Below are 12,447 nucleotides of genomic sequence, written 5' to 3' on the forward strand. Positions count from 1 at the left end.
TTATCCTGGCTCTCCGGCCAATCAGTCTGCGAGATAGTGGATGTCGGGTAGGTCGCGCAGCCGGTCTGCCGCCTGCTCCGGCGTCAGGTCGCGCTGCGGCGAGCCGAGCAGTTCGAAGCCGACCATGAATTTCTTCACCGTGGCCGAGCGCAAGAGCGGTGGCAGGAAATGGGCATGCATCACCCATTCATCATGATCATCGCCGTCGGTCGGGCGCTGGTGGAAACCCATGGAATAGGGAAACGACGTCTTGAACAGATTGTCGTAGCGCACCGTGACCTTCGACAGCGCCTCGGCCAGCTCGTCGCGTTCCTTCTCCGTCATCTCCTCCATGGAGCGGATATGCCGCTTCGGCAGCACCATGGTCTCGAACGGCCAGACCGCCCAATAGGGCACCAGCACCACAAAGCCCTCATTTTCGAAGAGGATGCGTTCGCCGAGCGCCAGTTCCTGCTCGAGATACGCCATCAGAAGCGGCTTTCCATGCTTCTCGTAGTAAGCGCGCTGGTTCTCCGTCTCCTTTGCCGCCTCGTTCGGCAGGCTGCGGCTTGCCCAGATCTGGCCATGGGGGTGGGGATTGGAACAGCCCATCATCGCGCCGCGGTTTTCGAAGATCTGGACATGGCTGATATCAGGATGGATTCCGAGTTCCTCATATTGCGCGACCCAGGTATCGACCACCTTGGCGATATCGGCGACCGCCATGCGGGCCAGCGTCAGGTCGTGACGCGGCGAGAAGCAGATGACGCGGCAGATGCCGCATTCGCCCTCGGCGAGCAGGAGCCCGTCTTCGAAACGCTCCTTCGGGGCGTGCTCCGTCAGCGCGGCGAAATCATTGTCGAAGACGAAAGTGCCCGTATAGTCCGGGTTGGTCTCTCCGTTGACCCGGGTATTGCCGGGGCACAGATAGCACTCGGGATCATGGGCCGGCATCACTTCGGTCACCGCATCCTCGACCTGGCCCTGCCAGGGGCGCTTGGAGCGATGCGGCGAGACCAGGACCCATTCGCCGGAAAGCGGATTGTAGCGGCGATGCGGGTGATCGGAAAACGCGTTCATCGGTTCAACTCCTCTCATTCATCCGGCCTCTCATTCATCCGACAAGGGGACCGGCGCCATCCTGCGGTGCGCAGGCAAAGATGTCGGAGGTGTGGCCCGTGGCTTCAAAATAGGCCGCACGCACAGTTTCAATAAAGTCATCAACCGCCTCGACGGCGACCAGGCTGACCACGCAGCCGCCGAAACCGCCACCGGTCATGCGGGCGCCGAATACGCCCGGCTGCGACTGGGCGATCGCGACCAGCGTGTCGACCTCGGCGCAGGAAATCTCGTAATCATCGCGCATGGAGGCGTGCGAGGCGTTCATCAGTTGGCCGAAGGCCTTGAGGTCGCCGCGCTCCAGCACATCGGCAGCGGCCAGGACGCGCTCGTTCTCGGTGACGATGTGGCGGCAGCGGCGATAGGTGAGATCGGGCAGGAAATCGCGGTTCTCCTCAAGCGCATCGAAGCTCACGTCGCGCAGCGCCGTGATGTCGCCGAGCGCGGGCTGGAGCAGGCGCACCCCTTCCTCGCAGGAGTTCCGGCGCTTGTTGTACTCGCCGTCGGCAAGCGCATGATGGACCATGGAATTGGCAACCACGATCCGCGCCTTCGGGTCGATCGGCACCGGCTTGCGCTCCAGCGAACGGCAGTCGATCATCAGCGCATGGTCATGCACGCCGTTGCAGGAGATGAACTGGTCCATGATGCCGCAGCGCATGCCGACATACTCGTTCTCCGCCTTCTGGCAGAGCTTGGCGAGTTCGACGGTATCCACCGCGTGGCCGGAAAGCGAAAGCAGCGCATAGCCGGTGACAACCTCAAGCGCGGCGGAAGAGGACAGGCCGGAGCCGACCGGCACGGTTGACGACACCAGAATATCGGCGCCCTTGAGCGTCGTGCCGGCCTGTTCGATCATGACGGCGACGCCGAAGGCATAGTCCGTCCAGTCGCCGCGCGGCGCGTTCGCCGCCGCATCGAGATCGATTTCGGCGCTCTTGCCGTTGTTGAGGGAATGAATGCGGATGATGCGGTCGTCGCGGGCGGCGGCTGCGGCCTCTGCCTCGAATTCGAGCGCGGCCGGCATGACGAAACCGTCATTGTAATCGGTATGCTCGCCGATCAGGTTGACGCGTCCGGGCGCGCGGAAAAGCTGAGGGGTTCCGCCGAAACGCTCGGCGAAGGCCTCACGCAGATGAACGGTGTCGGACATTTTCCCTCCCTGAAAATAAGACGGGCGCATGTGATGATGAATGAGGTTTGGCGTCAACCAGACTTGTCAAGAAGACTGGCTTTTTCCGGGCGGAAGAGCAAAAAAAACAAGGTCAGGAATGAAAGCGCGCCCCGGCGGCTTTGCCGGGACGCGCTCTCGGTGCTCGGGACTTAGTTGTTCAGGATCTGCTGAACGCCTTCATCCATGTTCTTCAGGCCATCCTCGACCGAGATGTTGTCGGTCATGATGTTGTCGTGAGCCCGGTTGAGGACAACCTCGATATCGGCGGCCTTCAGGTTGACCGGCATTTCGAGATAGCTCTGGACCGTCTTCAACGCGCCCTTGCTGGTCTCATCCGTCGGGAAGCCTTCCTTCGACGTGATCGTGGCGAGCACCTCATCCGTCATCAGCGCCGGGAACGTGCCGGTTTCGGCAATCACCTTGGCGCCCTCGGGGCCGGCGATGAAGTTCGCGAACTTCATGGCGGCGTCCTTGTTCTCGGAGTTGGCCGCAACGCCGATCGACGTGACGGTTGCTGCCGTGGTGCCGGCCTCGACGCCTTCCATATGCGGATAGCGCGCTACGCCCCAGTTGGTGGCAAGCGATTCACCCGACGCGACCTTCTGGATCTGGGTGCCGATGAACCAGCTGCCCATCGGCAGCATGCCGATCGTACCGTTGTAGAACGGACCGGAATAATGCGTGCCGGACGTCTTCAACTGGGCATAGGACGGCACGGCGCCGTCTTCCTGAAGGCTCAGGACCCGTTCATAGCAGGACTGCAGGAAGCCGTAGTCGCCGCCGTCGAGCGTGTGTTCACCATCCATGATGCAGGGCAGCTGCACCGTGGAACGCCAGGTGTGGAACAGGCCGCCATATTTCTTGTTGGCGCCGAAGCCGGACGTCAGGGCGCGGGCCTTGTCGGCGAACTCGTCCCAGGTCATGTCATTGGTCGGGTATTCGACGCCGGCCTCGTCGAAGATGTCCTTGTTGTAGTAGAGGATCCAGACATCGGAACGGAACGGCAGGGCATAGACATTGCCGTCGACCGTCAGCGCCTCGATCAGGCCGCCATAGGCTTCTGTGTCGATGCCGTTCTCAGTGATATCGTCATTGAGCGAGGCCAGGAGATTGGCCTTGACCAGATTGGCATAGCCCGGAATGTCCTTGACCTGGACGACGTCGAGGTCGGAACCGCCGCCGGAAAGCTGGGTCATCAGCATGGTCGAGTAGTCGGCCGAGCCGAGGTCGGTATGTTCGACGGTGATATCGGGAAATTTGGCCTCGAAGGCGTCGATGATCGGCTGGTAGTAGGCCGTCGCATCCCAGTCCCAGAGCGCCCAGTTGATGGTCGTCTTGTCCTGTGCCTGAGCGGCAAGCGGCATCAGGCCGACCGTCGCCAGAAGGGTCAGTTTGAGCAGGTTTTTCATATTCACTCCTCCGTTTAGGCGCGCTTTTGCGCCGTTGCCATGGTTTTCGCGTCCGGACTATCCGCCCCCAAAATGCGGGAAAACGCGAAACCGGTTGCCTTGTGCGCCCCAAATGCCAGTGCGAGCGCGCCAAGGGAAAAGTTGAAGACCACCGGGGTGAACACGGTGACCGGATAGAAGACGATATGGATGAGCCAGAGCGCTGCGACGAAGGCGAGCCCGGCAAGCACCGGCAGCGGTCGCGCGATCGCCGCGAGAAGCGCCGTCTGCAGCAGTCGCGGGCCGGAAAGCTCGAACTGCGTCATTGCCGAAAACAGGCAGACGGCCACGATCGAGACAAAGGCGATGACGCAGACGCCGATCGCCGTCGGCAGAACATAGATGAGCGCGTGGCGGGCAAGCTGCCCGTAGATATAGACCGCATAGCCGGCAAGGCCGAGGATCAGCGCAGCGGCGAGCCCCCATGCCGTTGCCTGCAGGAAATGGCGGGCAAAGGCGCGGCGGAAGTCCCGCCAGAGCCAGATGTTTTCGTCCTCGATCATTACATTCGTGATGCGCATGCCGGCAGCAAGCGCCGCTGGCGCCGTGATCACGGGAATGGAGCAGACCAGCATCAGGATGTTGAGCTTGAACAGGTCCCAGGCCTCGCGGACGAGAATGAAGGCGAAGAGGGCAAGCCCCTTCTTCTTCGGCGCATTCTTGGGAATGCCCGGTCCTTCACGCATCATCCAGTTGGTCAGCCAGTTCATGTCAGAACGCCTCCCGCGCCCCTCAAATCCGAATTGCTAGAAGAGGATGGATTGCTCCGTTTCCTTGTCGAAAAGATGCGGATTGACGAGATCGGCAATCAGATCGATGGTCTCGCCGTCCTTTGCCGTGCAGCGCGGGGAAACGCGCGCGATCATGTCGTGTCCATGGGCCGTCATGTTGAGGTGGATCTCGGCGCCCATCGGCTCGGCCAGATCAACCAGCGCGGTAAACGGGCAGGTCAGTTCCGGCGCGATGTCATAAGGCTGGGATTCATGAAAATTCTCTGGCCGAAGCCCGAGAATGATTTCCTTGCCCTCATAGGCGGCAAGCCGCTCCGCCTTGTCGCCGACGATCAGCGGGAAGGCCGTTTCGTGGAACCGGCCGACCCAGTTCTCGCCGTCGCGCTCGACGGTCACAGTCATCATGTTCATCTGCGGCGCGCCGATGAAGCCGGCGACGAACATGTTGACCGGATTGTCGTAAAGCATCTGCGGCGTGTCGACCTGCTGGATATGGCCGTCCTTCATGACCACGATGCGGTCCGCCATGGTCATGGCTTCCACCTGGTCGTGGGTGACATAGATGAAGGTGCTGTCGAGCTGGCGGTGCAGCTTGGTGATCGCCGTGCGCATCGAGCCGCGCAGCTTGGCATCAAGGTTCGACAGCGGCTCATCGAGCAGGAACACTTCCGGATTGCGCACCATGGCGCGGCCGAGCGCCACGCGCTGGCGCTGACCGCCGGAAAGCGCTTTCGGCTTGCGGTTCAGCAGGTGTTCGATATCGAGAATCTTCGCCGTTTCGCGAACCTTCTGTTCGATCTCGGCTTCCGGCGCCTTTCTGAGTTGCAGACCGAAGGCCATGTTCTTGTAGACCGTCATATGCGGATAAAGTGCATAGTTCTGGAACACCATGGCGATATCGCGTTCCTTTGACGGTACGTCGTTGACGAGTTCGTCGCCGATATAGAGCTCGCCTGCCGACACCTCTTCCAGCCCCGCGATCATCCTCAGCGTCGTCGACTTGCCGCAGCCGGATGGCCCCACCAGAATGATGAATTCCTTGTCGGCGATTTCCAGATCGATGTCGTGAACGACCGTCAGCGCGCCGTATGTTTTTCTCAGTTTTCTCAGCGAGATACCGGACATAATCCCATCCTCTCAAAGCCGCCGCGGGCGTTACCAGTAGGAGGACCAGTTGCGCGAAAGCCGCGTCAACGCCTCGAGATAATAATAGTCGCCCCAGGACACGCACTCGTCGACGCCTTCCGGCGTGCAGGTGTTGTAGGGGGTTTTCTTCGAATAGGTGCCGTGCAGCACGAGCCCGTTGGAAACCGCCGGATCCTTCACCGCGTAGTTATCGGCCAGGCTTTTCACGAAACGCTTCGCGATATCGCGATACTCGCCGGCCTCCTCGCCACCGACGATCTCGGCCATTTCGAGCAGGCCGCAGGCGACGATCGCGGCAGACGAGCTATCGCGCGGTTCGTTATCGCCGTCTGAAAAGATCATGTCCCAATAGGGCACCATGTCGGCGGGAAGCCGCGTCATAAAGAAATCGAGCGCCTTCTTGAACATGGCCGCATATTCCGGCTTCGGGTCGTAGCGATAGGAAAGCGCGAGACCGTAGACCGACCAGGCCTGGCCGCGTGCCCAGTCGCTGTCGTCACGATAGCCCTGCACTGTGACGCCCTTCACCGGACCGCCGGTTTCCGGATCCATGAAGAAGGTGTGGTAGGTCGAACCATCCGCGCGGAAGGAATTGGAGAGCGTCGTTGCCGCATGAATGCGGGCGATGTCGCGGTATTTATCATCACCCGTCTCGCGGCTTGCCCAGTAGAGCAGCGGCAGGTTCAGCAGGCAGTCGATGATGTAGCGGTAGTTTTCCCGCGCCCCCATTGCGCCCCAGGCCTGAATGAAGCCGCCGACTTTGTGAAAACGCGCGATCAGCTGATCGGCGGCCAGGATCGCGGCCTTCCGCCCGTCTTCATCGCCCACCAGCTTCCAAGCGGCGACGCAGGTCGGCGAATAGAGGAAGCCCATATCGTGATGATCGACCTCGATCTTGTTTTCGATCCGGTTCAGAAAACTCTGCACCTGGATCTGGGCGGCGTGCTGAAACACCTTGTCGCCGGAAAGCTCATAGGCGAGCCAGATCTCGCCCGGCCAGAAACCGCAGGTCCACTGGTTGTTGTCGATCGCCGGATAGAAATTGTCGACGCTCGAATGGTTCTGCTGTCGATAGGTGAAGTCCGGCAGATTGCGGCGCACCTGGGCGACGGCGACGGCGATCGCGTCGGCGACCTCGGCGTCGGAAATCGGCTGAACCGCAAAGCCTTTTTCATGCTTGGTCATGCTTTACCCCTTGATCCCGGCATTGGCGACGCCTTCGACGAAGAAGCGCTGCAGCGCCAGGAAGACGGCGAGGACGGGAATGATGGCAACCACCGAGGCGGCCATGATCAGGCCGTATTCGGCCGAATATTGCGAGATGAACATGCGAAGGCCGATCTGGATGGTCTTCAGGTCGGTCTTGGTCAGGTAGATCATCGGACCGAGGAAGTCGTTCCAGGCGAAGACGAAGGTGAAGATCGTCAGCGTCGACAGCGCCGGCTTCGACAGCGGCAGCATGATCTTCCACCAGATCTGGTATTCATTCATGCCGTCAACGCGGGCCGCCTCGCAGAGTTCGTCCGGGATCGACATGTAGAACTGTTTCATCAGGAACACGCCGAAGGCGGTGAAGGCCTGCAGCGCGATCAGCGCCCAGTGGGTGTTATAAAGCCCGAACTCCCGCATCAGGATGAACTGCGGCACCATGTAGACCTGCCAGGGCATGGCGATGGTGGCGATGTAGCCGAGGAACAGCACGTCGCGATAGGGAAATTTCAGCTTGGCGAAGGCATAGGCCGCAAAGGACGAGGTGAAAAGCTGCAGCAGCGTCACCATGATCGTGATCTTGGCCGTATTGAAGACGAAGAGACCGAGCGGAATCTTGGTCCAAATCTGCACATAGTTCGACCAGCGCGGATTTTCCGGGATCCAGTGGATCGGGAATTCGAACACCTCGCGGTTGAACTTCAGCGACGCCGAGAGCATCCACGCGAATGGCAGCAGCATGATGATCGTGATGACGATGATCAGCGCGTAGAGGGCGATCGTGGAGAGTTTGATCTTGCGACCGAAAATTTGCATCTGACCCTTCCCCTTAATCGAGACTGCGCGAATAGCGGAACTGGATCAGCGTGACGGCCAGAACCAGGACGAAGAGGACAAGGGCGACCATGCTCGAATAGCCGAGATCCCAGGAGATGAAGGCCTCGTTGTAGATGTGGTAGACCAGCACCAGCGTCGAGGTTCCGGGTCCGCCCTGCGTGATCATGTAGACCTGGTCGAACACCTTGAAGGAGTTGATGGTCAGCATGACCGAGACAAAGAAGGTGGTCGGCGCCAACTGCGGCAGCGTCACGTTCCAGAATTTCTGCCAGGCGTTCGCCCCGTCGAGATCGGCCGCCTCGTAGAGTTCGCGGTTCACGCCCTGAAGGCCGGCCAGATAGATCACCATGAAATAGCCGGCCTGCTTCCAGATGCCGAACAGGATGATGGTGACCATCGCCCAGTCCTTGTCGGCGGCCCAGCCGGGTAGGTTCTTGGGATCAATGCCCATCGTGTAGAGGATCATGTTAACCGGACCCATTTCCGGGTTGAACAGCATGTTCCAGACGACGGCGGCGGCCACCAGCGAGGCGACATAGGGAAAGAACATCGCGGCGCGGAAGAAATCGCGCCCGAAGATCTTCTTGTTCAAGAGCATGGCAAGGCCGAGCGAGCAGGCCATGGTCAGCGGCACGGAAAACACCGTGTAGATGATCGTGTTCCAGAAGGCAGCCTGGAAGGCCCTGTCGCGGAAAAGCTCGAAGAAATTGGCAAGACCGGCAAACTCGATCGGGTTCGATCCATCCCAGTGCATGAAGGCAAGGGCGAAGGCGAAGATGATCGGACCGAGTGTAAAGACGGCAAAACCGAGGAAGTTCGGCGCGATGAAGGAGAAGGCGACGAGGTTTGCCCGCCGCTTCTGCTGACGCTTTGTCAGCACACGGCGCTTCGTCCTCTTCTCCCCGGTCGCTAGTCCTAAGCCGGTGGCAGCCACGTGATCCTCCCATCCTGCGGACCGCCGCAGGGCGACAGACCGGGAAAGCCTTTTACGGACGCCATGGCGGACGTCCGTGATTTTGGCTCATCCTATCGTCGGAAAACATATAATACAAGTAGCCAAAAATGTATTTTTCTGACTAAAACTTATCCGACATATGTGCTAGAGCATAGCGAAATCCATGCCTCCCTCCGTAGACAGAGGGCCTCGCGGCCCGAGGGCAGGCACGGAAAAAGAACAAGTTCATGCCGCGCCGTCACCCGTCCGCACACGGGACCGGCCGGATACGGGAGGACGGAATGTTTCGCGAGCGCCTTCAGGCCCTGCCAGATGCCTTCGAGCCTTTTTCGCCGGGCTGGCCTGCCGCCGACCGTGACAAATGGTCATCCCTGCCAGAGGAATACGCCGCCCGGCTGACCAAGGCCGCCGAAAACTGCCCCGCCGCATGGCCGGCGCTTTCCGCGAACGCCTATCTCGCCTTTTCCCGCAATGGCGACCGCATCGGCTACGAGACTCCCTACATGCAGCGCCGGCGCATGCTGAACGCGCTGGCGCTCGGCGAGTGCATTGCCGGCGACGGGCGTTATCTCGACCGGATCATCGACGGCGCGATGCTGATTGCCGAGGAGAGCGGCTGGCAGCTGCCGGCCCACAATGTCTATATCCGCGACGCGAAGGTTCTGCCGCTGCCCGATCCGCGTCGCCCGGTCGTCGACCTTTTCGCGGCGGAAACCGGCGCCGAGCTTGCCGTGCTTACGAGCCTGTTCGAAGCGGAATTGAACGCAGTGACGCCCATGATCGTGGCCCGGCTTGACTGCGAGGTCAGCCGCCGCGTCATCCGCCCCTACCTGGAAGAGCATTTCTGGTGGATGGGCCGGGGCGAAGAACCGATGAACAACTGGACGGCTTGGTGCACGCAGAATGTGTTGCTGGCCGCCTTCTCCCGCCCCTTCGATCATCAGACGCGCCTGAGCGTGGTCCAGAAAGCCGCCGCCAGTCTCGATTTCTTCCTCAAGGACTACGGCGATGACGGGGCCTGCGAGGAGGGCGTGCTCTACTATCGCCATGCCGGGCTCTGCCTGTTCAACGCCCTCAATATCCTCGCCACGGTCGCGCCCGACGCCTTTGCCCCGCTCTTTCGCGAACAGAAGATCCGCAACATGGCGGAATTCATCGCATCCATGCATGTCGGCGACGACCGCTATTTCAATTTCGCCGATTCCTCTGCGCGGGCGGGCTTTTGCGGCGCGCGCGAATATCTCTTCGGCAAGGCCGTCGGCTCGACCCTGCTTGCCGATTTCGCCGCCGCCGACTGGAAGGCTTCGCCCGAGCCCGACGCCCCGGAAGAGATCAACCTGTTCTACCGCCTCCAGGGCGCGATGACCGCCTCGGAACTGGCCGCGCATCAGGCGCCGCGTCCGACGCCCGAAGACTGTTTCTTCCCGAGCATCGGGCTGATGGTGGCGCGCAACGAACGCTATGCGCTTGCGGTGAAGGCCGGCGACAACGGTGACAGTCACAATCACAACGATACCGGCAGTTTCACGCTCTACAAGGACGGAAAACCCTTCCTTATCGATGTCGGCGTGGAGACTTATACCGCTAGGACCTTCTCCCCCCGCCGCTATGAAATCTGGACCATGCAGTCCGCCTATCACAACCTGCCAAGCTTCGGCGGGGTGATGCAGCAGGACGGAGAAACCTTTGCGGCACGCGACGTCAGGGTTTCGCTTTCAAACGAAGCCGCACGCATCTCCATGGACCTGGCCGGGGCCTACCCTAGGGAGGCGGGTGTGAAAACCTACTGTCGCACGGTGACCTTCACCAAGGACCGGGGCATCGACATCACGGACATATGCGACGCGGAAAAGCCCGCCACGCTCTCGCTGATGGTCGCGATAAAACCCGAGCTCGTCGAAGGACGGATCACCCTCGCCGGTCTCGGAGAGATCGCCGTCGAAGGCGGCGGCATGCCTGAAGTCGAGGCCATCGCCATCACCGATCAGCGCCTGAGAGCCGCCTGGCCCGACACGCTCTATCGCATACAAATACCCCTGGGCGCAAAGACGCTCAGGCTTCTCATCAACTGACGGGAGACACCCATGGAGATCACGCTTTCCGTTCTGGACAAGGCCGGCGAGGTGCGCGCCCGCAAGACCGGAACCGAGGCCGTTTCACTGTTTTTCAGGGAGCGCTATGAAGCCGGCGACCGCATCACCATCGAGACAGACAGCCCCGGACGCTTCGTGACGCTTGCAATCGACAGCGCGCTCGCGCCGGCGATCATACTGCTGAGGGAAGGGAGCTTCAGCTTTCCCGTCCCCTTCGGCGACGCGAAAACCATCTACGCGCCGACGGCTTTCGCGGGCGACGGCCACAGAATTTCGGCGCATGCCACGGGCGCGGACGCGCTTTCCGGCATCCGCAACCTGGCGCTCAACCCCGCCGATCACGGGAAAAGCCGCGCGACCTACCCGCATGCCTTCGCCAGCGTCGAGACCCGCGGCGAGGCGGCCTTTGCCGCGCGCAATGCCATCGACGGCGAGATCGCCAGCGACGACCACGGCTTCTGGCCCTATACAAGCTGGGGCATCAATTGCGATCCGGAAGCAACAATGACCGTTGATTTCGGCCGCAAGGTCATCGCCCAATCGGTGGTGCTCTATACCAGAGCCGATTTCCCGCATGACGCCTGGTGGACCTCGGCGCGACTCGCCTTCAGCGACGGACATTCAATCGACGTGCCGCTTGAAAAGACCGGAGCGGCGCAGCGCCTCGCCTTTGACGAACGCGAGACGGAATGGGTGCGGCTTGAAAAGCTGGTGAAGGCCGACGACCCCTCCCCCTTTCCGGCGCTGACCCAGATCGAGGTCTGGGGCCGGGAGGCGAAAGCCTGACCGCCCCTTCCACTCGTCTTTCCCCAAGGCAGTGTTGTATTGCATTTTGCCTTAACTTATCATACAATTTCTGACGAAAGGGCCGATTCCGTCCTCGACGAGCTTGGCCTCACAACCGAGAGACCGCCGGTCCGGTCCAGAGGGCGCGATTTTGAACGGCCCTGTCTCAAAGGGGATGAACTTTGGCAACGCAAACCGCCGCCCGGAACGGAACTCTGGTCCACAAGGTCAGCGAAGCCTTGCGGAAATCCATTCTTGACGGCGCGTTCCAGCCCGGAGACAAGTTGCCGAGCGAGGCCCGGCTAACACAGGAGCACGGCGTTTCGCGCACTGTCGTGCGCGAGGCGGTGGCCGCGCTCAGATCCGACGGGCTTGTCGAGCCGCGCCAGGGCGCGGGCGTGTTCGTGCTCGATCCGATCTCCTTTGCCTTCAAGCGCACCAATCCGATGGTCGATTCGGAGCGGATCTATACTTCTCTGGAAATCCTCGAGGCCCGCACTCCGCTGGAGATCGAGGCCGCAGGCCTTGCCGCGCTCAGGCGCTCTCCTGCGCAGGAGGAGGAAATCTTCGAGCAGCATGCCGCTGGCATTGCCGGGCGCAACGACGGCAAGGCCTGGAGCGAGGCCGATATCGGCCTGCATCTCGCCATCGCCAAGGCCACCAACAATCCGCTTTTCGCGACGTTCCTGGAAATGCAGGGCAAGGCGATCATTCCCCAGACGGGCCAGGTGATCGAAACCGACGAGGGCGGCGAAGTCGCCTACCGAAACCTGCTGATCAAGGAACATGAACGGATCATCTTCGCCATTTCCAGCGGCGACGAGCAGGGCGCGCGCGATGCGATGCGCGAACACCTGAAAGGCAGCCTCGGGCGCTACCGCAATCTTCTGCGGGAAGAGCGGGTGCGCCACATGGCAAGGCTCCAGCAGGACAGCGAAGCCTGAAGAGCTTCAGCCGGGCAAGAGCGCCG

Annotated in this window: 11 protein-coding genes; 3 read left to right on the forward strand and 8 right to left on the reverse strand. The window is 61.2% G+C overall.

Annotated features, from left to right (window positions below):
- Nucleotides 1-21 precede the first annotated feature (21 nt).
- From GGR30_RS03635 to GGR30_RS03670, 8 genes are all read right to left on the reverse strand, one after another.
- The gene (locus tag GGR30_RS03635; protein WP_183482689.1) at nt 22-1,059 is read right to left on the reverse strand and encodes a UDP-glucose--hexose-1-phosphate uridylyltransferase; all 1,038 of its coding nucleotides are present in this window, start codon (nt 1,057-1,059) and stop codon (nt 22-24) included.
- 34 nt (nt 1,060-1,093) lie between these two features.
- Complete coding sequence (locus GGR30_RS03640) at nt 1,094-2,251, reverse strand: galactokinase (RefSeq protein WP_183482691.1); 1,158 nt, start codon at nt 2,249-2,251, stop codon at nt 1,094-1,096.
- A gap of 170 nt (nt 2,252-2,421) precedes the next feature.
- Nucleotides 2,422-3,681, reverse strand: coding sequence for an ABC transporter substrate-binding protein (locus tag GGR30_RS03645; RefSeq protein ID WP_183482693.1), 1,260 nt, complete (start codon nt 3,679-3,681; stop codon nt 2,422-2,424).
- 14 nt (nt 3,682-3,695) lie between these two features.
- Nucleotides 3,696-4,430, reverse strand: a complete 735-nt coding sequence (locus tag GGR30_RS03650) for a DUF624 domain-containing protein (protein WP_183482696.1) — start codon at nt 4,428-4,430, stop codon at nt 3,696-3,698.
- Nucleotides 4,431-4,466: 36 nt separating this feature from the next.
- The gene (locus GGR30_RS03655; RefSeq protein WP_183482699.1) at nt 4,467-5,576 is read right to left on the reverse strand and encodes an ABC transporter ATP-binding protein; all 1,110 of its coding nucleotides are present in this window, start codon (nt 5,574-5,576) and stop codon (nt 4,467-4,469) included.
- 30 nt (nt 5,577-5,606) lie between these two features.
- Entirely contained in the window at nt 5,607-6,782 is a 1,176-nt protein-coding gene (locus GGR30_RS03660; RefSeq protein WP_183482701.1) for a glycoside hydrolase family 88 protein, read from the reverse strand.
- Nucleotides 6,783-6,785: 3 nt separating this feature from the next.
- On the reverse strand, nt 6,786-7,622 hold the full coding sequence (locus GGR30_RS03665) for a carbohydrate ABC transporter permease (protein ID WP_183482703.1): 837 nt from the start codon (nt 7,620-7,622) through the stop codon (nt 6,786-6,788).
- Nucleotides 7,623-7,635: 13 nt separating this feature from the next.
- Entirely contained in the window at nt 7,636-8,577 is a 942-nt protein-coding gene (locus GGR30_RS03670; RefSeq protein ID WP_183482705.1) for an ABC transporter permease subunit, read from the reverse strand.
- Nucleotides 8,578-8,879: 302 nt separating this feature from the next.
- On the opposite strand from GGR30_RS03670, the gene GGR30_RS03675 reads away from it, so the two are divergent.
- The 3 genes from GGR30_RS03675 (at nt 8,880) to GGR30_RS03685 (ending at nt 12,421) form a co-directional block, all read left to right on the forward strand.
- Complete coding sequence (locus GGR30_RS03675) at nt 8,880-10,670, forward strand: heparinase II/III domain-containing protein (protein ID WP_183482707.1); 1,791 nt, start codon at nt 8,880-8,882, stop codon at nt 10,668-10,670.
- A 12-nt stretch (nt 10,671-10,682) separates the two neighbouring features.
- Nucleotides 10,683-11,477 carry a DUF7402 domain-containing protein gene (locus GGR30_RS03680; RefSeq protein WP_183482709.1) on the forward strand — a complete coding sequence of 265 codons (795 nt, stop codon included), beginning with the start codon at nt 10,683-10,685 and terminating at the stop codon, nt 11,475-11,477.
- Between the two features lie 182 nt (nt 11,478-11,659).
- A complete protein-coding gene (locus GGR30_RS03685) occupies nt 11,660-12,421 on the forward strand; it encodes a FadR/GntR family transcriptional regulator (protein ID WP_183482711.1) in 762 nt (253 codons plus the stop codon).
- Nucleotides 12,422-12,447 lie beyond the last annotated feature (26 nt).

Source organism: Martelella radicis, from assembly GCF_014196625.1.
Taxonomy (GTDB): domain Bacteria; phylum Pseudomonadota; class Alphaproteobacteria; order Rhizobiales; family Rhizobiaceae; genus Martelella; species Martelella radicis.